General features: G+C 69.5%; 12 protein-coding genes. 6 read left to right on the top strand and 6 right to left on the bottom strand.

The window, feature by feature from the left end; genetic code table 11:
* Window positions 1–50: 50 nt before the first annotated feature.
* The gene (locus OG446_RS21565; RefSeq protein WP_328895591.1) at window positions 51–476 is read right to left on the bottom strand and encodes a hypothetical protein; all 426 of its coding nucleotides are present in this window, start codon (window positions 474–476) and stop codon (window positions 51–53) included.
* Window positions 477–557: 81 nt separating this feature from the next.
* Between OG446_RS21565 and OG446_RS21560 the strand changes: the two genes are divergently transcribed.
* From OG446_RS21560 to OG446_RS21545, 4 genes are all read left to right on the top strand, one after another.
* Window positions 558–1,370, top strand: coding sequence for a helix-turn-helix domain-containing protein (locus OG446_RS21560; RefSeq protein ID WP_389261183.1), 813 nt, complete (start codon window positions 558–560; stop codon window positions 1,368–1,370).
* A complete protein-coding gene (locus tag OG446_RS21555; protein ID WP_328895590.1) occupies window positions 1,367–1,546 on the top strand; it encodes a DUF397 domain-containing protein in 180 nt (59 codons plus the stop codon). Before OG446_RS21560 ends, OG446_RS21555 begins: the two co-directional genes overlap by 4 nt.
* 4 nt (window positions 1,547–1,550) lie before the next feature.
* Window positions 1,551–2,171 (top strand): hypothetical protein, encoded by a 621-nt coding sequence (locus OG446_RS21550; RefSeq protein WP_328895589.1) that lies wholly within the window; start codon window positions 1,551–1,553, stop codon window positions 2,169–2,171.
* 273 nt (window positions 2,172–2,444) lie between these two features.
* On the top strand, window positions 2,445–3,032 hold the full coding sequence (locus OG446_RS21545; RefSeq protein ID WP_328895588.1) for a hypothetical protein: 588 nt from the start codon (window positions 2,445–2,447) through the stop codon (window positions 3,030–3,032).
* On the opposite strand, the gene OG446_RS21540 is transcribed toward OG446_RS21545, so the two are convergent.
* Window positions 3,023–3,175 carry a hypothetical protein gene (locus tag OG446_RS21540; protein WP_328895587.1) on the bottom strand — a complete coding sequence of 51 codons (153 nt, stop codon included), beginning with the start codon at window positions 3,173–3,175 and terminating at the stop codon, window positions 3,023–3,025. The genes OG446_RS21545 and OG446_RS21540 overlap by 10 nt on opposite strands.
* A gap of 51 nt (window positions 3,176–3,226) precedes the next feature.
* On the bottom strand, window positions 3,227–3,613 hold the full coding sequence (locus OG446_RS21535) for a winged helix-turn-helix transcriptional regulator (protein WP_328895586.1): 387 nt from the start codon (window positions 3,611–3,613) through the stop codon (window positions 3,227–3,229).
* Window positions 3,614–3,715: 102 nt separating this feature from the next.
* Between OG446_RS21535 and OG446_RS21530 the strand changes: the two genes are divergently transcribed.
* On the top strand, window positions 3,716–4,357 hold the full coding sequence (locus OG446_RS21530) for an NADPH-dependent F420 reductase (RefSeq protein ID WP_328895585.1): 642 nt from the start codon (window positions 3,716–3,718) through the stop codon (window positions 4,355–4,357).
* 76 nt (window positions 4,358–4,433) lie between these two features.
* Entirely contained in the window at window positions 4,434–4,937 is a 504-nt protein-coding gene (locus tag OG446_RS21525; protein ID WP_328895584.1) for a DinB family protein, read from the top strand.
* A 134-nt stretch (window positions 4,938–5,071) separates the two neighbouring features.
* On the opposite strand, the gene OG446_RS21520 is transcribed toward OG446_RS21525, so the two are convergent.
* The 3 genes from OG446_RS21520 to OG446_RS21510 form a co-directional block, all read right to left on the bottom strand.
* The gene (locus tag OG446_RS21520; protein ID WP_328895583.1) at window positions 5,072–6,013 is read right to left on the bottom strand and encodes a TauD/TfdA family dioxygenase; all 942 of its coding nucleotides are present in this window, start codon (window positions 6,011–6,013) and stop codon (window positions 5,072–5,074) included.
* A gap of 58 nt (window positions 6,014–6,071) precedes the next feature.
* Window positions 6,072–6,884: an alpha/beta fold hydrolase gene (locus OG446_RS21515; RefSeq protein ID WP_328895582.1), complete on the bottom strand. Its 813-nt coding sequence runs from the start codon at window positions 6,882–6,884 to the stop codon at window positions 6,072–6,074.
* 75 nt (window positions 6,885–6,959) lie between these two features.
* Window positions 6,960–22,835: a non-ribosomal peptide synthetase gene (locus OG446_RS21510; RefSeq protein ID WP_328895581.1), complete on the bottom strand. Its 15,876-nt coding sequence runs from the start codon at window positions 22,833–22,835 to the stop codon at window positions 6,960–6,962.
* Between the last annotated feature and the right edge of the window lie 59 nt (window positions 22,836–22,894).

Raw genomic sequence — 22,894 nt, 5'->3', positions numbered from 1 at the left:
CCGCCGGGGGCCGCCCCATGCGCCGAGGCGCACGGAGCGTAATATCGCGATCACCGTACATCACATTTCTCGCGCTCGACCACCTCCCGCAGCAGCTCGAACAGCAGTTCCGCATCCACGAACGGGACTTGAGCGCTCGGCAGAGAACGCCAGTCCAGCGGGTACGTCAGCCCGTGGACAGCGGGCACCCCGACGAAGGCCGCCCCCTCCCGCACCAACGCCTCGGCCCCGACGGGCCATCGATAGGCGCGGGCACTTCCGGGCGGCAGCAGGAAGTACATACTGCGGTCGCCGATCCGGGACCGGATGATGGGCCCGGCCCGGAAATCCGTGAACTGCATGACCTCGTACGCCACTTGCTCGCCCAGGATGCCGATGATCCGCACGGCGTCGAAGTGGATCCCGGCGTGGCGGAGGGCATGGCCGGTCGCGGGGATCCAGGAGGGCATCAGGTCCGGTGAACTTTTCTGATCCATACGGAAAGCGTCGGCACTCGCACGTACCGTGACCAGGGACACAAGGCGTCTGTGCACTGTTGTGCACCTGGGGGGTGGGCTGTGCACACCAGTAACCATGGGGGCGGCAATGCGGAGATGTTCGGGGCGTTGTTGCGGCACTACCGTGAACGAGCCGGACTCTCCCAGGAGGGGTTAGGGCAGAAGATCGGATTCTCCAAGTCGCAGGTGGCGATGGTGGAGCGGGGGGACCGCCCTCCGAAGGGGGTATTCACCCCACAGGCTGATGCCGCGCTCGGCGCCGACGGTGCTCTGATCGCCGCGGGTCAGAAGTTGACGTCAAGCCGCGTGGCTTCCTGGTTCGAACCTTTCGCCGAGGAGGAGGCCACGGCCAGGGCGCGGTACGAATACGAGTCCCACCTCGTGCCCGGACTACTGCAGACCGAAAAGCACGCACGTGCCCTGTTCAGAGGCGCCTGCCCGCCTCTTGACGACGACGAGATCGAGGGATTGGTCGCGGGCCGCCTCGCACGACAACGCATGCTGACCCGCAAACCGTTGCCGGACATCAGCTTCGTCCTGGAGCTCAGCCCACTCACCCGCCCGATCGGCGGACGGGACGTGCATCGAGCACAGCTCCATCACATTCTTGAGGTCAGTCGACTACGGCACGTGCACATGCAGGTCATGCCGCCTCAGCGGGAGACACACGGGGGACTGAGCGGGCCCTTCGTCCTGCTGGAGACCGACGATCGGCGCCGGTTGGGCTTCCTGGAGGTCCAGACCCGGAGCTTCCTTGTTGACGAACAGCCAGAGCTGGGAAGCCTGTTCGCCCGGTATGGCATTCTGCGGACCCAGGCTCTCGGACCGGAAGAGTCACGCGAACTGATTGAACAGGTAGCAGAAGGACTATGAGTACTGACCTCCAGTGGATGAAGAGCAGCCACAGCAGCACAGAGGGCGGCAACTGCGTAGAGGTGGCCACCCGCCCCCACGCCATCCACGTCCGCGACTCCAAGGACCTCACCGTCCCCCCGCTCACCCTCTCCCCCGCCGCCTGGGCGGCCTTCCTCAAGCACACGGTGGTATAGCTCCATGACGACCTGGTTCGACGAACTGCCCGAGGTCATCACCCGGGCCGATTTCGGTGCCCTGGTGGGACGTCCGCCGCGCAGCATCGAGCTGATGGGGTACCGGGGCCTGGTCGCCGAACCCGCGTTCCGCAATCGCAACAAGCTCGTGTGGAACGAGGAGGCCGCGCTCGGCTGGTTCCGCTCGCTGCACAACCACGCGGTGATCGTTCCGGCGAACGAACAGGCCCTGCGCGACCTCGCCGCGCACCGCGCGTACATCTGCCCGCTCGACAGCAAACACGTGGCCCTCGCCCGGCCCCGGATGCTCATCATGTACGAGCGGGGCGGCAGCGGAACGGTATTCGGCGTCGACGCGGTGGAGACCCTCAACCAGGAGATCGACGGAACCCGCAGCCCGAGCCCGCGGACGCGGCAGATCCTGCGTGACGGGGAACCCCTGGGCACCAACTCGTTCCCGCACCCATGGACCGTTTTCCACCTCCGCGAGGCCGGCACCATCGGCCGGATCACACCGGCGATCCAGCAGGGCCGCTACCTGCGCGTGGACGACGTCCTGGACGCGATGACGTCCGACCACCTCTCGGTCCCCACGCTGGACGAGGCCTTCCCTTCCCGGAAGTGAGCGCGCGGCCCCGGCACCACGAACGCCGACCGCCTCGGTTCGACGCAGGCAGTGGTCCCCGGTCTCGCGGGCCGAACAGCAGTGCTGCCGTACGCCTCACAAACCACAGCTGCCGCGACAGTTCCCCTCAGAATGCTCAAGTCCCGCTTAAATCAGGAGCATTCCTTGATCATCCCGCAATAGGCTGGGTCGACCGGCCCTGGCCAACTGGGCGGGTCGGTGACCATGTGGCCCGCGGACAAGGGGCCACTGAAGAAACGCGGGGGAAACAGCATGAGCAAGAGATTCCTGTCGACGGTCGTGGCCGCTGGTCTGGCCTCCGTCTCCTTGGTGGCGCTGGGCCCGGCGGGCTCGGCGAATGCAGCACCGATCGTCTGCGAGCCTGGCTACAAGTCCGCGAAATGGACCAGCCTGAGCAACAGTTGGGTGATCACCCACGCGAAGCAGATCAACATCCCCAAGGACGGCACCGGCTCCTACACCAAGTCGGCGACCTACCGGCAGACGGTCACCTCCGGGCGCGAAGTGTCCGCAGGCGCCAGCTACTCGGCCAGCTGGGTCATCAGCAGCATGGACGCACATGTCTCCGGGACCCTCTCCAAGGCCGGGGAGAAGACCAAGGAGAAGAGCGAGTCGGTCACGTACAACTTCAACAAGCCGGGTGTCTACGTGGTGTTCAGCGGCGTCAAGAAGGCGTCCGGCTACTACACCGCCAAGACCTGCAACACCCGCGGCACCGGTTTCGGCAAGACGGGCTACGGCAAGGCCCGCAGCTGGAACGTCCAGGCCGAGGGTGCGGTGAAGTGCACCGAAGCGCCCAAGAAGGGCACCGCCAAGCGGGCGGCCAAGGCCTACTGCTGAGGTGACACCGTCCCGGTGGGCATAGGCCTGGCGGGACGGGACGTCGTGAGGGCCGGACCGAGAAGGTCCGGCCCTTCCACGTCGGACGCCTCGGGCACCTCGGCGAGGTAGCCGTCGACGTCTCCCGCCTGGCTCTGCACCATGATCCGACCGTAGGCGCCGCCGTCGCGGGCCACGCCCCGTACGGCGTGGGTTCAGCGCGTCTCGTACCGGTCCTGTGCGTCGAGCACGCTGTCCGCGTAGCGCGCGGCCCAGGCGCCCATCCCCCGCATCGGTGTGAGCAACGCCGTGCCGGCCTCGGTCAGTGCGTAGTCCACACGTGGTGGGGCCTCGGCGTACGCGTGGCGTTCGACGAGGCCGTTGTACTCCAGCCGCCGCAGCGCCTCGTTCAGTACCTTCGGGCTGATCCCGCCGATCCGCGCCACGAGCGCGCGTGGCCGCATCGGCCCGGTCGCTCCGAGCGTGAAGACCACGACGCTGTCCCAGCGGTTGGCCAGCACCTCGAACGCGACGCGCGCCTGACAGTCCGCCGTGTACGCGAGGTCCGGCAGACCGGCGGCCGGATCAGTCAGCTTCTCCATGCCGCCCATCCTGCACCCGCCGATGGACACCGAACGGTGCGCGTCGGCCTTCGTAGCGTCGTCCCACCGAACGGAACGAGCAGGACGAGAGGGAGCACGACGATGCGCATTGGCGTACTGGGTACGGGGGGCATGGCGGCGGCCCTGGGCGGCGCGTGGGTGCGGGCCGGGCACGAGGTGTTCATCGGCGGGCGGGACGCGGCCGCCGCCGGGGCACTCGCCGGACGGATCGGGGCGGCCGGGCACGGGACACCCGGGCAGGCGGCGGGGTACGGGGAGGCGGCGCTGCTCGCCGTACCCGCCGGGGCGGCCCCGACGCTGGCTCGGGAGCACGCCGGGGCCCTGGCCGGGCGGACGGTCGTGGACTGCACGAATCCCCTCACTCCCGGGCCCGGCGGAGTGATGCTGACGACCGGAGCGGGGGAGAGCGCGGCCGGCCTGATCGCGGCGGCGGCGCCGGGCGCCCATGTGGTGAAGGCCTTCAACCTGGCCCACGTGAGCATGTGGAACCACCCGGCGGGCGCCTTCGGCCCGGCCCCGCCCGCAGTGCCGTTCTGCGCGGACGACCCGGGGGCCACCGGGCACGTCACGGAGCTGATCACCGGAATGGGGTGGAGCCCGATGCCGGCGGGCGGGCTGGACCGGGCGGCGTACGTGGAGGCCACGGCCGCGTTCGTGATCGGCGTGTGGTGGGCGGGCGGCTCACCCGCCCTGGCCTTCCCGGAGGCCCCGGGGACCGCCTGAGACCCTGCGGGGCCCCGCGAGTCCGGGCGGAACCCCTCCCCGAGCACAGCTTGTCCCGGCCAACTACGGTTTCCCCATGACGACTTCGACGCCCCGCCCCGATCTTCGGCCACCAGGTCTGAACACCGACGAGAAGACCACCCTGCTGACCTTCCTGGACTACCTGCGCGAGTCCGTCCTCGCGAAGGCGGACGGCGTCTCCGAGCCGGCGGTCCGCACGGCCGGTGTGCCTTCCGGGACCAGCCTGCTCCAGCTGCTCAAGCACCTGACGGCCACCGAGCTCAACTGGTTCGTGTGGGCCTACACCGGCACCGGCCGCGAGCCCTGGGACGACGAGGGTGCGGTGTCCGCCGACGACACCGCGTCGGACGTGGCGGCCGCCTATCGCGCGGCGATCGCCCGGGCGAACGAGGTCGTCCTCGCCTGCGCCGACCTGGACCGGCCCGGCGCCCGCTCGCTGCGCGAGACCCCGCCGCCGTCGATGCGCTGGGTCCTGGTCCACATGATCGAGGAGACCGCCCGGCACGCCGGTCACGCGGACATCCTGCGCGAGCAGATCGACGGCTCGGTCGGGCGATGACGCGAGTGCGGTGCATCAGGCGCACTCGCGGCGGCCGGCGAGGGACGAACGAGCGGCGATCCGGGTTCGGGCGGTGACCGGTACAGGCGACTGCCGAACGCGTGTCAGTAGGACGCGTGTCAGCCGCAGGCGTGTCAGTCGGACATCGCGACCAGGACCCGGCGCGGACCGGTGAAGGGCCGCCGGCCATGCCCGACCAGGACGTTGTCGATGAGCATCAGATCACCGGTGCGCCAGTCGACGTCCACCGCCGCTTCGAGCCCCTTGTCCCGCACCTCGATCACGTACTCGTCCGGGATCGGGCTCCCGTCGGCGAACCGCACCGACTGCGGCAGCTCCTCCTCGGGAAGGATCTGCGCGAGCTCGGCGGCCATGTCGTCGCCGAGAGCCGCGGGATGCCACTGGTCCGACTGGTTGAACCACACCTCGACGCCCGTCACCGGGTGCCGGGTGGTCGACGGCCGCGACTGGGAGATCCGCAGCCCACCGTCCGCCAGCCATGTCCACTCGGCCTCGGTGCCCTTCAGGAAGACTTCCACCTCCGCCCGGTCGGTGGTCTCGAACGTGTCCTGCCAGCTCTTGCCCAGCCCACGCCCCCCGTGCAGGTTCTGCGCGTAGCGGACGCCACCCGCGAAGGCCTTACGGATCGCGGGGTCGAGGGACTCCAGCCAGCGCACTCCGTCGACGACGGGCGTCGCGCCGCCCGTGGTCGGCTCGTGCGCCGCGAAGAAGAGCAGCCGCGAAGGCCAGGCATAGGCGTACGAGAGTTCGTTGTGCATCGAGATCGTCAGCTCCGACGGGTACTCCGTCGACGTGTAGACGTTGCTGCCCACCTTGCTGCGCGGAGAGTTCCCGTGCACGTAGGCGAGACGGTTGGGCAGCAGCCGGTCCATCACCGGATCGAGCGTGTCCTCGGCCACCTGGAACCCACGGAACACCAGGGCCTTCTCGCGGACGAGCAGTCCGCTGATCTTCTCGGCATCGCTCAAGAACTCCACGAGACCGGCCGCCGACGCCTCGACGCCCGCGTCGGCCGCGGTGATTTCCAGCGGCTTCCAGCCGTACTGATCGCTCATCAGTTCCTCACATCGCTCTGGGACGGTCGGGGTGTGCCGGACCATCGGGGTTGGACCATCAGGGTTGGACCGTGCGGAAGAACTCCAGGACGCCCTTGTTCACGGACTCCGGGTCTTCCAGGTAGCCGTAGTGACCACACCCGGCGACCGTCTCGAAGCTCGCGCCCGGAATGGCCTCGGCGACTTCCCGCCCCAGCTCGGGCGGGGTGACCAAGTCGTCCTGGAACGCGATGACATGGACGGGCACCGAGATGCTCCGGTAGGCGACGAGACGGCCCGCAGGCGGATCGAGCACCAACTGCCGGCGCTCCCCGGGCCCGACCCCGGAGGTCATCTCGAAGATGTCGAGCCAGTCGCGAATGTCCGCGTCGTTCGACAGCGTGCGGGGCGAGAGGTTCCGCATCGCCTGGACCACCGCGCGCAGGAGAGGCGGCTGCTCGACCCCCGAGTCGTACAGCTCGATCTCCGCCCGCGTGAGGGCGGCGCGCAACACGTCCGTACGCCCCCGGGTCGCCATCAGCACGGCCTGCTGTACGAGATCGGGGCGCAGCAACGCCAGCTCCTGGACGATGTACGCGCCCATGGAAGTGCCGATCAGCCGACACCGGCTCAGCCCCAGCACTTCGAGCAGACCCACGAGGTCGGCCACCATGTCCTGGATGGTGAACCCCTCGGCACAGACGTCGCTCGGCGCGATCCCCCGGTTGTCGAAGGTGATGACCCGGTACCCCGCGGCCCGCAGCGCGGGCACCTGGTGCAGGTGCCACGCCTGGCCCGAGGCTCCTGAGCCCATGACAAGGACGACGGGCTCTCCGGCACCTCCTGTGTCGTCGTAATGCAGGCGTATTCCGTTGACGGGGACGATGGGCATGGTGGTCACCTACGAGTGAGAAAGTCCGGTGGGAGTGGGGAAAGGACGGTGCGGCGCGGCCGAGGCGTTCAGGCCTCAGGCACCCCACTCGGCCTGTAGCCGCTCGATCTCGTCCTGACTCAGCCCCGTCAGGGCCCCCTCCGCCGCCAGTTCGGCCCTGTCGTCCTGACTTGTCTCGCCGGTGGCTGTGTTGGTGTGGAGTTGGGCGAGGGCGGCGACGGTTTTGTGGTCGAAGATGTCGCGGACGGTGAGGGTGAGTCCGGTGGTGCGGGCTTGGGTGATGAGTTGGAGGGAGCGGATGCTGTCGCCGCCGAGGGTGAAGAAGTCGTCGTCGATGGTGACGTGGTCGAGGTCGAGGGTGTTGGCGAAGAGGCGGCAGAGGGTTTCTTCTTGTGGGGTGCGGGGGGCGCGTCCCTGGGGTGTGGCGGTGTAGTGCGGGGTGGGGAGTGCGTTGCGGTCGAGTTTGCCGTTGGGGGTGAGGGGGAGGGCGTCGAGGGAGACGTAGGTGCTGGGGAGCATGTAGTCGGGGAGGGTGTGGGCGAGGTGTTGGCGCAGGGTGGCGGGGTCGACCGGCGTGGCGGGCACGATGTAGGCCGTGAGGCGTTTGTCGCCGGGTTGGTCTTCGCGGACGATGACGGCGCACTGGGTGACGGAGTGGTGGGTGGCCAGGACGGTTTCGATTTCGCCGAGTTCGATGCGGAAGCCGCGGAGTTTGATCTGGTGGTCGGCGCGGCCTTGGTAGTGGAGGTGGCCGTCGTGGGTCCAGCGGGCGAGGTCGCCGGTGCGGTAGAGGCGGGAGCCGGCGGGGCCGTGGGGGTTGGCGGTGAAGCGTTCGGCGGTGAGGTCGGGCCGGTCGAGGTAGCCCCGGGCCAGACCCGCCCCGGCGATGTAGAGCTCGCCCGTGGTGCCGGGCGGGACTGGCTGGAGGCGGGAGTCCAGGACGTAGGTCTGGGTGTTGCTCAGGGGCTGCCCGATGGTGACGGGGGTGTGGGGGGTGATGGTGGCGGTGGTCGACCAGATCGTCGTCTCGGTCGGCCCGTAGACGTTGAGCAGGGGCCGGCCCGTCGCGGACGTCAGCTGGGTGGCCAGGTCGGCGGGGAGAGCCTCGCCACCGATCAGGACACGGACACCCCGCAGACTCCCCCCACCGACCGCACTGCCCGCGTCGCTGACCAGGGTGCGCCAGAGACTGGGAGTCGCCTGAACGACAGTGATGGCCTGCTCAGTGATCGTGGCGTGCAGGCGGGCAGGGTCGTGCGTCAGGTCGGATGAGGCCAGGTGGAGGGTGGCCCCGCAGGTCAGAGGGGCGAACAGCTCCAGCCCTGCGATGTCGAACCCGATCGTGGTCACCGCCAGCAGCCGGTCCTCGGGGGTGAGGGGGATGCGGGTGTGCATGTCGGTGAGGAGATTGGTCAGGGCGGCCCGGGAGATGACCACACCCTTGGGCCGTCCCGTGGAGCCGGACGTGAACAGGACATAGGCGGCACTGTCACCACGCACCGGCTGGGGCGAAACGGCGTGAGAAGCGGGCTGGTGGGTGTGAAGTTCCGCCAGGAGCTCCGGGTCGATCGTCAGGACGGGACGGGTCGCGTCGAGCATGTGCTGGATACGGTCCGCCGGATAGTCCAGATCGATGGGCAGATAGGCACTGCCGGTCTTCAGGACGGCCAGCAGCGCCACGACCAGGTCGGCTGAGCGGGGCAGGGCCACCGCCACGAACCGCTCCGGCCCCGCACCCCGCTCCAGCAGCGCACCCGCCAGACGGTCGACGCGCCCGGCCAGCTGGGCGTAGGTGAGGCCGGTGTCGGCGAAGGCTATTGCGACGGCGTCCGGAGTCTCGGCTGCCCGGGCCTCGAACAGCCCCACCACATCACTGCCGCCCAGATCCCGGCCGGTGTCGTTCCACTCGGTCAGCACCCGCTGCCGCTCCTCCGCACCGAGCAGGGGCACCTGCCCGACCCGGGTCCCCGGATCCGCGGTCACCGCCTCCAGCACCCGCACGAACCGCGCACACAACAACTCCGCGGACCCCTCATCAAACAAATCCGCACTGAACTCAAGCACCGCATGCATACCGGCGTTGTTTCCCAACTCCGCATAGGAAAGGGAGAGGTCGAACCGCGAGGCCCCCGTGCTGCTCGGCTGGTGGACCGCCTTGAGGTTGCCGAACTCCGCGCCCCCGCCGGCCGAATCGCTGGTCACGTTCGGGCTGAGCATGGTCTGGAAGAGGGGGTGGCGGGCGCTGGAGCGCTGGGGGTTGAGAGCTTCGACGAGCCGCTCGAAGGGAACGTCCTGGTTGCTGTAGCCGGCCAGGTCACTGTGGCGGACACGAGTGAGCAGTTCGCTGAAGGTGGGATCGCCGGCAAGGTCGCTGCGGAGGACCAGAGTGTTGACGAAGAACCCGACAAGGTCCTCGACGGCATCGTCCGTCCGGCCTGCGATGGGCGTCCCGATGGGGATGTCGGTGCCCGCACCGAGCCGGCTGAGGAGTACGGACAGTGCGGCCTGGAGCACCATGAACGTACTCGCCTGGTGCTCACGGGCCACGTGAGTGATGCCGGCGTGCAGCTCCTGAGGAATGTCAAAGGTGATGGTGCCGCCACGGTAGGACGGCGTGGCCGGGCGGGGGCGATCGGTCGGCAGGTCCAGTTCGGCAGGCAGGTCGGCCAACGCGTCACGCCAGTACGCCAACTGACGTGCGATGGCACTCTCCGGGTCGTCCTCCGAACCCAGCACCTCACGCTGCCACAGCGTGTAGTCGGCATACTGCACCGCCAACGGCTCCCATACAGGCGGCGCACCCTCGCAACGAGCCGTGTACGCCTCCGTCAGATCCCGGGCCAGCGGAGCCAGCGACCACCCATCGGCCGCGATGTGATGCACAACGACAAGCAGCACGTGCTCATCAGGTGCCAGCTCGAACAACGTCGTACGCAAAGGAGTCTCGGCGGCGAGGTCGAAACCATGGGCCACGGCCCGGGCCAGATCACCTTCCAGCGCACTCTCATAGGTAGCGGCCACAACCAGACGGGGACGGGCCCCGTCGCCGTCGAGAACCACTTGGTGAGCGCCCTCGTCATCCTCCGCCACAACCGTGCGCAAGGACTCGTGCCGGTCCACCACATCACCCAGCGCCGCCTCCAACGCCACCCGGTCCAAAGCCCCGTTCAGACGCAGCGCGACCGGAATGTTGTAGAGCGAGTTACCGGGCTCGTACTGCTGCAGGAACCACAACCGCCGCTGCGCGAACGACAACGGCACCCGCCCGGGACGCACCCCGGCCACCAGACCAGCACGCGCCACCGAAGCACCGGCCAGCCCCGCCGCGATACCAGCAACCGTCGGCGACTCGAAAAGACGACGAACCGACAGCTCAACACCCAGCCCCGAACGAATACGGGAAACCAGACGCGTAGCCAGCAGCGAGTGCCCACCCAACTCGAAGAAGCTGTCATCGACACCGACCCGCTCCAGACCCAGGACATCCGCGAACAGCCCGCACAGGATCTCCTCCTGCGGACTACGCGCCCGACGCGACACCTCCGCGCCCACACCGTAATCAGGAGCGGGCAACGACCGGCGATCCAGCTTGCCGTTGGCGGTGAGGGGCAGAGCATCGAGGTGGGTGAACGCGGACGGAATCATGTAGGTGGGCAGGGCTTTGGCGAGGTGTTGGCGCAGGTCGTTGATGTCGGGGGTGTCGCCGGTGGTGTAGGCGACGAGGCGCCTGTCGCCGGGCTGGTCCTCGCGGACGATGACGGCGGCTTGGTTGATACCGGGGAAGGCGATGAGAGCCGATTCGATCTCGCTGGGCTCGATGCGGAAGCCGCGGAGTTTGATCTGGTGGTCGGCACGGCCGAGGTAGTGGAGGTGGCCGTCGTGGGTCCAGCGGGCGAGGTCGCCGGTGCGGTAGAGGCGGGACCCGGCGGGGCCGTGGGGGTTGGCGGTGAAGCGTTCGGCGGTGAGGTCGGGCCGGTCGAGGTAACCCCGGGCCAGACCCGCCCCGGCGATGTAGAGCTCACCCGTGGTCCCCGGCGGGACCGGCTGGAGGCGGGAGTCCAGGACGTAGGTCTGGGTGTTGCTCAAGGGCTGCCCGATGGTGACGGGGGTGTGGGGGGTGATGGTGGCGGTGGTCGACCAGATCGTCGTCTCGGTCGGCCCGTAGACATTGAGCAGGGGCCGGCCCGTCGCGGACGTGAGCTGGGTGGCCAGGTCGGCGGGGAGAGCCTCCCCACCGATCAGGACACGGACACCCCGCAGACTCCCCCCACCGACCGCACCGACCGCGTCGCTGACCAGGGTGCGCCAGAGACTGGGAGTCGCCTGAACGACAGTGATGGCCTGCTCAGTGATCGTGGCGTGCAAGCGGGCAGGATCGTGCGTCAGGTCGGATGAGGCCAGGTGAAGGGTGGCCCCGCAGGTCAGAGGGGCGAACAGCTCCAGTCCCGCGATGTCGAACCCGATCGTGGTCACCGCCAGCAGCCGGTCCTCGCGGGTGAGGGGGATGCGGGTGTGCATGTCAGTCAGGAGATTGGTCAGGGCGGCCCGGGAGATCACCACACCCTTGGGCCGTCCCGTGGAGCCGGACGTGAACAGGACGTAAGCGGCACTGTCACCACGCACCGGCTGGGGCGAAACGGCGTGAGAAGCGGGCTGGTGGGTGTGGAGTTCCGACAGAAGGTCCGGGTCAATCGTCAGGACGGGACGGGTCGCATCGAGCATGTGCTGGATACGGTCCGCCGGATAGTCCAGATCGATGGGCAGATAGGCACTGCCGGTCTTCAGAACGGCCAGCAGCGCCACGACCAGATCCGCCGAGCGGGGCAGGGCCACTGCCACGAACCGCTCCGGCCCCGCACCCCGCTCCAACAGCGCACCCGCCAGACGCTCCACACGCCCGGCCAGCTGGGCGTAGGTGAGGCCGGTGTCGGCGAAGGCTACTGCGACGGCGTCCGGAGTCGCGGCCGCCCGGGCCTCGAACAACCCCACCACATCACTGCCGCCCAGATCCCGGCCGGTGTCGTTCCACTCGGTCAGCACCCGCTGCCGCTCCTCCGCACCGAGCAGGGGCACCTGCCCGACCCGGGTCCCCGGATCCGCGGTCACCGCCTCCAGCACCCGCACGAACCGCGCACACAACAACTCCGCGGACCCCTCATCAAACAAATCCGCACTGAATTCGAGCACCGCATGCATCCCACCCGCTTCGGCCTCCCCGGAAGCTTCGAGCTCCCGGATGGCCAGCAGCAGATCGAACTTCGCCACAGCGTTGTCCGCGTTCATGGTGCTCACGTCGATACCCGGGAGCCGGCCGACGCCGGAGTCCACGGTCGGGTCGACGTTGTGCAGGGTGAGCATGGTCTGGAAGAGGGGGTGCCGGGCGGTGGAGCGCTGGGGATTGAGGATCTCCACGAGCCGCTCGAAAGGCACGTCCTGGTTGCTGTAAGCAGCCAGGTCACTGTGGCGGACCCGCCCCAGGAGCTCGCCGAACGAAGGATCACCGGAGAGATCACTGCGCAGCACCAGCGTGTTGACGAAGAACCCGACAAGGTCCTCGACGGCATCATCCGTACGGCCCGCGATCGGCGTACCGATGGGAATGTCGGTACCCGCACCGAGCCGGCTGAGAAGCACAGCCAGCGCCGCCTGGAGCACCATGAACGTACTCGCCTGATGCTCACGAGCCACCCGGGCGACACCCGCGTGCAGCTCCTGAGGGATATCGAACGTGATCGTGCCACCACGGTAGGACGCCATGGCCGGACGAGGACGATCCGTCGGCAGGTCCAGTTCAGCAGGCAGATCAGCCAACGCCTCACGCCAGTACGCCAACTGACGTGCGATGGCGCTCTCCGGGTCGTCCTCCGAACCCAGCACCTCACGCTGCCACAGCGTGTAGTCGGCGTACTGCACCGCCAACGGCTCCCAGACGGGGGCCTGACCGACCGCGCGCGCGGAGTACGCCGCCGTCAGATCGCCGGCCAGGGGTGCGAGCGACCATCCGTCGGCCGCGATGTGGTGCAGCAGGAGCAGCAGGACGTGCTCGTCCGGACCGATCCGGAACAGGGTGGCCCGCAGCGGGATCTCCGTCGCGAGGTCGAACGCGCGCGCCGTGGCCACGGCCAGCGCCTCACCCAACCGCTCCTCGTCGGCGACCTGCTCCACCGCCAACGGCACCGCCGTGTCAACGGGTCGCACGACCTGGTACGCGCCCCCATCGTCCTCGGCGAAGACGGTCCGCAGCGACTCGTGCCGGCCGACCACGTCCGCGAGCGCCGCCTCCAGCGCCTCCCGGTCCAAAGCCCCGTTCAGACGCAGCGCGACCGGAATGTTGTACAGGGAACTGTCGGGCTCGTACTGCTGCAGGAACCACAACCGCCGCTGCGCGAACGACAACGGCACCCGCTCCGGACGCACCCCGGCCACCAGCCGGTGACCCGAGCGGCCCGCCACGGTCATCAGCTTCGCGAGACCGGACACCGTCGGGTTGTCGAACATGTCGCGCACCGACAGTTCCGAACCGAGGACCGAACGCGCCCGCGCCAGCAGGCGGATCGCGAGCAGCGAGTGCCCGCCCAGCTCGAAGAAGCTGTCGTCGACGCCGACCCGCTCCAGACCCAGGACATCGGCGAACAGCCCGCGCAGGGCGTCCTCCCACGGGTTGTGGGCGCCGCGCGTCACGAGCGACTCGGTCCCGCGGCCGGAGTCCGCCTCGTGGACGGGGGCGGGCAGCGCCCCCCGGTCCAGCTTCCCGTTCGACGTCAGCGGCAGCGCGTCCAGGGACATGAAGGCCGACGGCACCATGTAGTCGGGCAGGCGCTGCTCGACGTACGAGCGGAGCAGTGACGGCGCCGTGTCGCCACCCTGCTCAGGTACCACGTACGCGACGAGGCTCTTGTCCCCGGAACCGTCCTCGTGGACGACGACCGCAGCCTGCCGGACGCCGTCGACACCCACGAGCGTGGACTCGATCTCGCCCGGTTCGATCCGGAAGCCACGCAGCTTCACCTGCTGGTCGGCCCGGCTCACGTACCGCAGTTGCCCGTCGGCAGTCCACAGCGCCAGGTCGCCCGTGCGGTACATGCGCGACCCTGCGGGACCGAAGGGGTTCGCCACGAAACGTTCCGCTGTCATGCCGGAGCGGTTCAGGTAGCCGCGGGCCAGCCCCGTGCCGGCGATGTACAGCTCACCGGCGACCCCGGGGGCCGTCGGCCGAAGCCCCGCGTCCAGGACGTAGGCCTGTGTGTTCCAGAAGGGGCGCCCGATGGGCACGGGGCCCGTGGGCGTCGGGGCGCCCGGCTCGATCCGGAAGTCCGTGCAGTTGACCGTGGCCTCGGTCGGACCGTACGCGTTGATCACCACCGCGTCGGGATGCCGGTCGCGCCACGCGGCGAGCTTCTCGCCGAGGAGTTGCTCCCCGCCGAGGATGAGCGTGCCCGACGGCGAGGCGGCGTCGCCAAGTGTTTCGAGGAGCGCCAAGTGGCTCGGCGTCGCCTTCATGAATGTCGGCCTGCCGGCGTCGGCGGGCACCTCGTCCTGGAGATCGGCGATCCGTACGCAGCCGCCGGACACCAGCGGCGTGTACAGGGCGGTGACGGTCAGGTCGAAGGCGATCCGGGAGTGCAGCAGTGCCTCTCCGGCGGCGTCCGGATACACGTGGCGTGCCCGCTGGAGGTAGGCGCCCACGGAGCGGTGCTCGACGACCACGCCCTTGGGCAGGCCCGTCGATCCGGACGTGTAGATCACGTACGCGGGATGGTGCAGGGCTGTCGTCCCGGACGTGTCCGCGGCCGCGAGCGCCTGCCCGGACAGCTTCGCCAGCTCGCCCCGGACCACCTCGTCGTCCAGCAGGAGTGTGTCGACGCCCTGCACGAGCCCGGACCACTCCTCATTGGTGAGGGCGCAGACGGGCGCGGTGTCCGCGAGCATGTACTGGATCCGCTCGGACGGGTACTCGAGGTCCAGCGGGAGGTACGCACTGCCGGACTTCAGCACCGCGAGCAGGCCCACGATCAGTTCGGCGGACCGGGGCAGCGCCACCGCCACGTACCGCTCGGGCCCCGCACCGCGCTCGATCAGGAGCCGTGCCAACCGGTTACTGCGCAGGTCCAGTTCGGCGTACGAGAGCGAGGTGCCGTCGACGATGAGCGCCGGGGCGTCCGGGGTACGGGCCGCCTGCGCCTGGAAGAGGGTGACCACGCTCGCGGGCTCGACGTCACGCGCGGTGTCGTTCCACTCGTCGAGCATCCGGTGGCGCTCCGTGGCGGACAGCACCTCCACACGGCCGACCCGCTGCTCCGGCTCGGTCACGACCGTGGCGAGTACCCGGAGGAAGCGCTCGCACAGCGACTGCGCGGTGGACGCGTCGTACAGGTCAGCGCTGTACTCGAGCACGCCCCCCAGGCCCGCCTCCTTTTCGTAGAGACGGAACAGCAGGTCGAACTTGGCCCCTTCGGCGCCGGTCGGCACCATGGACGCCGAGAGCCCGGGCAGTCCGAGAGCAAGGCCGGCCGAGCTGCGCGGGTCCGCGTTCTGCACGACGAGCCGCACCTGGAAGAGGGGGTGGCGGGCGGCGGAGCGCTGGGGGTTGAGGACTTCGACGAGCCGCTCGAAGGGGACGTCCTGGTTGCTGTAGGCGGCCAGGTCGCTGTGGCGGACGCGGGAGAGGAGTTCGCTGAAGGTGGGGTCGCCGGAGAGGTCGGTGCGGAGGACGAGGGTGTTGAGGAAGTAGCCGATGAGGCCTTCGACGGCGTCGTCCGTGCGGCCTGCGATGGGCGTTCCGATGGGTATGTCGGTGCCCGCGCCGAGCCGGTTGAGGAGTACGGACAGTGCGGCCTGGAGCACCATGAACGTACTGGCCTGGTGCTCACGGGCCACGTCGGTGATGCCCGCGTGCAGCTCCTGGGGAATGTCGAACGTGATCGTGCCACCACGGTGGGACGGTGCGGCCGGGCGAGGGCGATCGGTGGGAAGGTCGAGCTCGACGGGGAGGCCGGTCAACGCGTCGCGCCAGTAGTTCAGTTGGGCCGCCAGCCGGCTGTCCGGGTCGTCCTCGGAGCCGAGCACCTCGCGCTGCCACAGGGTGTAGTCGGCGTACTGCACCGGCAGCGGCGCCCAGTCCGGCGCCGCACCCTCGCAACGAGCCGTGTACGCCTCCGTCAGATCCCGGGCCAGCGGTCCGAACGACCACTCGTCGGCCGCGATGTGGTGCAGCAGGAGCAGCAGGACGTGCTCGTCCGGACCGATCCGGAACAGGGTGGCCCGCAGCGGGATCTCCGTCGCGAGGTCGAACGCGCGCGCCGTGGCCACGGCCAGCGCCTCACCCAACCGCTCCTCGTCGGCGACCTGCTCCACCGCCAACGGCACCGCCGTGTCCACGGGTCGCACGACCTGGTACGCGCCCTCATCGTCCTCGGCGATGACCGTGCGCAGCGACTCGTGCCGGCCGACCACGTCCGCGAGCGCCGCCTCCAGCGCCTCCCGGTCGAGAGCGCCGCTCAAGCGCAGAGCGACGGGAATGTTGTAGGTGGCGTTGGGGCCCTCCAGCCGGTGCACGAACCACTGGCCCCGCTGCGCGAACGACAACGGCACCCGTTCGGGGCGCACCCCGGCCACCACCCCGGTACGAGCCGTGCCCGTGCCCCGTGCCACTTCGGCTGCGATGCCGGCGACGGTGGGGGCTTCGAAGAGGCGGCGTATGGAGAGTTCCGCGCCCAGCGCGGTACGGATGCGGGAGACGAGGCGGGTGGCCAGCAGGGAGTGCCCGCCCAGTTCGAAGAAGCTGTCATCGACGCCGACCCGCTCCAGACCGAGGACGTCGGCGAACAGCCCGCACAGGATCTCCTCCTGCGGAGTACGCGCCCGGCGCGACACCTCCGCGCCCACACCGTAATCGGGGGTGGGGAGTGCGTTGCGGTCGAGTTTGCCGTTGGGGGTGAGGGGGAGGGCGTCGAGGGAGACGTAGGTGCTGGGGAGCATGTAGTCGGGGAGGGTGTGGGCGAGGTGGGTGCGCAGGGTGGCGGGGTCGGGGGTGTCGCCGGTGGTGTAGGCGACCAGGCGCCTGTCGCCGGGTTGGTCTTCTCGGACGATGACGGCGCACTGGCTGACGGAGTGGTGGGTGGCCAGGACGGTTTCGATTTCGCCGAGTTCGATGCGGAAGCCGCGGAGTTTGATCTGGTGGTCAGCGCGGCCTTGGTAGTGGAGGTGGCCGTCGTGGGTCCAGCGGGCGAGGTCGCCGGTGCGGTAGAGGCGGGACCCGGCGGGGCCGTGGGGGTTGGCGGTGAAGCGTTCGGCGGTGAGGTCGGGCCGGTCGAGGTAGCCCCGGGCCAGCCCCGCCCCGGCGATGTAGAGCTCACCCGTCGTGCCGGGCGGGACGGGCTGGAGGCGGGAGTCCAGGACGTAGGTCTGGGTATTGCTCAGGGGCTGCCCGATGGTGACGGGGGTGTGGGGGGTGATGGTGGCGGTGGTCGACCAGATCGTCGTCTCGGTCGGCCCGTAGACATTGAGCAGGGGCCGGCCCGTCGCGGACGTCAGCTGGGTGGCCAGGTCGGCGGGGAGAGCCTCGCCACCGATCAGGACACGGACACCCCGCAGACTCCCCCCACCGACCGCGTCACTGATGAGAGTGCGCCAGAGACTGGGAGTCGCCTGAACGACAGTGATGGCGTGCTCAGTGATCGTGGCGTGCAGGCGGGCAGGATCGTGCGTCAGGTCGGATGAGGCGAGGTGAAGGGTGGCCCCGCAGGTCAGAGGGGCGAACAGCTCCAGCCCTGCGATGTCGAACCCGATCGTGGTCACCGCCAGCAGCCGGTCCTCGGGGGTGAGGGGGATGCGGGTGTGCATGTCGGTGAGGAGATTGGTCAGGGCGGCCCGGGAGATGACCACGCCCTTGGGCCGTCCTGTGGAGCCGGACGTGAACAGGACGTAGGCGGCACTGTCACCACGCACCGGCTGGGGCGAAATGGCGTGAGAAGCGGGCTGGTGGGTGTGGAGTTCCGCCAGGAGCTCCGGGTCGATCGTCAGGACGGGACGGGTCGCGTCGAGCATGTGCTGGATACGGTCCGCCGGATAGTCCAGGTCGATGGGCAGGTAGGCACTGCCGGTCTTCAGGACGGCCAGCAGCGCCACGACCAGGTCGGCTGAGCGGGGCAGGGCCACCGCCACGAACCGCTCCGGCCCCGCACCCCGCTCCAGCAGCGCACCCGCCAGACGGTCGACGCGCCCGGCCAGCTGGGCGTAGGTGAGGCCGGTGTCGGCGAAGGCTATTGCGACGGCGTCCGGAGTCTCGGCTGCCCGGGCCTCGAACAGCCCGACCACATCACTGCCGCCCAGATCCCGGGCGGTGTCGTTCCACTCGGTCAGTACCCGCTGCCGCTCCTCCGTGTCGAGCAGGGGCACCTGCCCGACCCGGGTCCCCGGATCCGCGGTCACCGCCTCCAGCACTCGCACGAACCGCGCACACAACAACTCCGCGGACCCCTCATCAAACAAATCCGCACTGAACTCAAGCACCGCATGCATACCGGCAGTGCTGCCGTCGTCGCTGTGCCGTTCTCCCAGGTTGAAGGAGAGGTCGAACCTGGCGACGTCCGAGCCGATGGGCTGGTCGGCGGCCTCGATGCCGGGCCACGTGGTGAGCGACTTCGCGGCTCCCTGAAGGCCCAGGTTGTGCAGGGTGAGCATGGTCTGGAAGAGGGGGTGCCGAGCGGTGGAGCGCTGGGGATTGAGGATCTCCACGAGCCGCTCGAAAGGCACGTCCTGATTGCTGTAAGCGGCCAGGTCACTGTGACGGACCCGACCCAGGAGCTCGCCGAACGAAGGATCACCGGAGAGATCACTGCGCAGCACCAGCGTGTTGACGAAGAACCCGACAAGGTCCTCGACAGCGTCATCCGTACGGCCCGCAATCGGCGTCCCGATGGGAATGTCGGTACCCGCACCGAGCCGGCTGAGAAGCACAGCCAGCGCCGCCTGAAGCACCATGAAGGTACTCGCCTGATGCTCACGAGCCACCCGGGCGACACCCGCGTGCAGCTCCTGAGGAATGTCAAAGGTGATGGTGCCGCCACGGTAGGACGGCGTGGCCGGGCGGGGGCGATCGGTCGGCAGGTCCAGTTCGGCAGGCAGGTCGGCCAACGCGTCACGCCAGTACGCCAACTGACGTGCGATGGCACTCTCCGGGTCGTCCTCCGAACCCAGCACCTCACGCTGCCACAGCGTGTAGTCGGCATACTGCACCGCCAACGGCTCCCATACAGGCGGCGCACCCTCGCAACGAGCCGTGTACGCCTCCGTCAGATCCCGGGCCAGCGGAGCCAGCGACCACCCATCGGCCGCGATGTGATGCACAACGACAAGCAGCACGTGCTCATCAGGTGCCAGCTCGAACAACGTCGTACGCAAAGGAGTCTCGGCGGCGAGGTCGAAACCATGGGCCACGGCCCGGGCCAGATCACCTTCCAGCGCACTCTCATAGGTAGCGGCCACAACCAGACGGGGACGGGCCCCGTCGCCGTCGAGAACCACTTGGTGAGCGCCCTCGTCATCCTCCGCCACAACCGTGCGCAAGGACTCGTGCCGGTCCACCACATCACCCAGCGCCGCCTCCAACGCCACCCGGTCCAAAGCCCCGTTCAGACGCAGCGCGACCGGAATGTTGTAGAGCGAGTTACCGGGCTCGTACTGCTGCAGGAACCACAACCGCCGCTGCGCGAACGACAACGGCACCCGCCCGGGACGCACCCCAGCCACCAGACCAGCACGCGCCACCGAAGCCCCGGCCAGCCCCGCCGCGATACCAGCAACCGTAGGCGACTCGAAAAGACGACGAACCGACAGCTCAACACCCAGCCCCGAACGAATACGGGAAACCAGACGCGTAGCCAGCAGCGAGTGCCCACCCAACTCGAAGAAGCTGTCATCGACGCCGACCCGCTCCAGACCCAGGACATCCGCGAACAGCCCGCACAGGATCTCCTCCTGCGGACTACGCGCCCGACGCGACACCTCCGCGCCCACACCGTAATCAGGAGCGGGCAACGACCGGCGATCCAGCTTGCCGGTGGGGGTCAGGGGCAGGGTCTCCAGCACGGCGACGGCCGCCGGAACCATGTGGTTGGGGAGGCGCTCGGCCAGGTGACGGCGGAGTTCCGCCGGGTCGGCCGTGGTGCCGTTCGCCGACGTGACGTAGGCGACGAGGCGTTTGTCGCCGGGCTGGTCCTCGCGCACGATGACCGCGCACTGGCCGACGGAGTCGTGCGCGCCGAGGACCGATTCGATCTCGCCGATCTCGATGCGGAAGCCGCGCAGTTTGACCTGGTGGTCGGCGCGGCCGATGAACTCCAGGACGCCGTCGGCCGTCCACCGCACCACGTCCCCGGTGCGGTACATGCGGGAGCCCGCCGGGCCGAAGGGGTTGGCAACGAAGCGCTCGGAGGTGACCTGCGGCCGCTTCAGGTAGCCGCGCGCCAGGCCGGCGCCCGCCACATAGAGCTCTCCCGGGATGCCGACGGGCGCGGGCCGCAGCGCACCGTCCAGCACGTACACCTGCGCGTTGGAGACAGGAGTGCCCAGTTCCGCGGGGCTGCCGTCGCGTACGGGGCCGGTGACGCTGTCGGCCGTGCACTCGGTCGGACCGTAGAAGTTGAAGCCGGACAGGCCGTCGACGGCTGCCAGGTCCCGGCGCAGGGCCTCGCCGATGGCCTCGCCTCCGAGCACCACGAGGGCGGGGCGGTGCCGCTCGGGTGCCAGGAGTCCCGCCGCTATGAGGTGCTGGCACTCGGAGGGTGTCATGTCGACGACGTCGATGCGCTCGGCGTCGACCTGGCGGGCGAAGGCCTCGGGGTCGTGCCGGGTCTCGTCGTCGACCAGGTGCAGCTCGTGCCCGTGGGCCGCCATCCACAGGAACAGGCCCCAGGAGGCGTCGAAGGAGAACGACGCGGTGTGCGCCATGCGCAGCCGCCGGCCTCCGACGGATTCCACGACGGGGGCCAGGACCTCGGCCTGGTGGTGGTGGAGCAGATTGGTCAGGCTGGAATGGTGGATCAGGGCGGCCTTCGGCCGGCCCGTCGACCCGGAGGTGTAGAGGATGTACGCGCCGTTGTCCGGGGTCGCGCGCTCGCCCGCCGGGGCGGTGGAGGGCAGCGCGTCGAGGTCGGCCACGAGCTGCGGGTCGTCGAGGCGCAGCACGGGGACACCCGTGCCGTCCAGGACGTCGGCGCGCCCGGAGGCGGCACCGGCGGTCACCACGAGGGCCGGGGCCGAGTCGGTGAGCATGAACGAGGTGCGCTCTTCGGGGTACTCGGGGTCGACCGGCAGATAGACCGCACCGGCCTTCATGGCGGCCAGGAGCGCGACGACGGACTCCACGGAGCGCGGCAGGACCACGGCCACGACGTCCTCAGGGCCGACTCCGTGGTGGACGAGCAGCTGGGCCAGCCGGTTCACGCGGTCGTCGAGTTCCCGGTAGGTGACGGCGGTGCCCCGGAAGACCACCGCCGTCTCGTCCGGGGTGCGCGCCACCTGTGCCTCGAAGAGCCGGGGGAGGATCTCACCCGGCACCGCCCGGTCCGTGAGGTTCCAGTCGACGAGCATGCGCCGTCGCTGCCCCTCGTCGAGGGTGTCGATCCGGCCGACCGGCGTCCGCGGGGCGGTGATCAGCAGTCGCAGCGTCCGCAGCAGCCGCTCGGCCAGCTCCTCGGCCTGGGCGTGCTCGAATACGTCGGGGCGGTAGTCGAGCTGGAAGCGCAGCGTGCGGTCCGGCATGGCCACGAGACCGAGGGGGTAGTGCGTGGCGTCATAGCCGACGGAGCGCAGGATCTTCAGGGCGCCGGACGACTGGTTCAGGTCGTCGGCGTCCAGCGGATAGTTCTCGAACACCACGGAGGTGTCGAAGAGTTCACCGACGTCGGTGAGCTGCTGGATCTCCGCGAGCCCCAGGTGCTGGTGGGCGAGGAGGCGTGCCTGCTCGTCCTGGATGCGGGTGAGCAGCGCGGCGAAGGGCTCCTGCGGGCGCAGCCGTACCCGCAGGGGCAGGGTGTTGATGAAGAGGCCGACCATCTCCTCGACCCCGTCGAGCTCCGGCGGCCGGCCGGAGACGGTGATGCCGAACACGACATCGTCAAGGCCTGTCATGGCGGAGAGCAGCAGCGACCAGGCGCCCTGCACGATGGTGCTGGGCGTCAGGCCGTACTCGCGGGCGAACGCGGTCAGTTCCTCGCTCTCCCGCTCGTCGAGCCCGAACAGGACACGCTCGGGGACCACGGGCGGCCGGCCGGGAGGAAGAGCGGCGACCAGGGTGGGCTCTTCGAGGCCGGCCAGCGCATCGGCCCACGCGGCGCGCGCGCCGGCGGTGTCGGCCTCCGACAGCCAGGTGAGGAACGCGCGGTACGGACGCACCGGCGGGAGGCCCGTGGCGTCGCCCTTCGCGAGATAGAGGGCGAACAGGTCCTTCATCAGGACCTGCATGGACCAGCCGTCGAGCAGGATGTGGTGGTTGGTGAGGATGAAGCGGTAGCGCTCGTCGCCCAGGCGGATGAGGGTGAAGCGGACCAGGGGAGCCTGCCCCAGGTCGAATCGCCGGTCGCGGTCCTCGGCGGCCTCGCGTTCGGCGTGCGGCTCGCGTTCCGCGTCCGGGACCGAGCGGAGGTCGACGGTCCGCCAGGGGAGCGTGACGTCGCGCAGGACGAGCTGGGCCCACTCCCCCGACTTGCGCTGGCGGAACGCGACGCGCAGGTTCGGATAGCGGGTGAGGAGGGATTCTCCGGCGGCGCGGAGTGCGTCGCCGTCGAGCGGGCCCTCGAAATCCGTCGCCACCTGTGCCACGTAGACGTCCGTGCCGTCCGGCCCCTCCGCGTCCGCCTCTTCGAGGACATGGTGGAAGAGCAGGCCTTCCTGGAGGGGAGACAGCGGGTAGATGTCCTCGATCTTACGCGGCTGACGCTTCACTGACATGTCTCCCACCGGACCACATTTAGCCTGAGAAGCCAGCTTCGAGAATACGGCTGGCAGCA

It is taken from the genome of Streptomyces sp. NBC_00236 (assembly GCF_036195045.1).
In the GTDB taxonomy this organism is placed as follows: domain Bacteria; phylum Actinomycetota; class Actinomycetes; order Streptomycetales; family Streptomycetaceae; genus Streptomyces.
The sequence above is the reverse complement of the archived record's forward strand: the minus strand, read 5'-3'. Positions and strand labels throughout refer to the sequence as shown.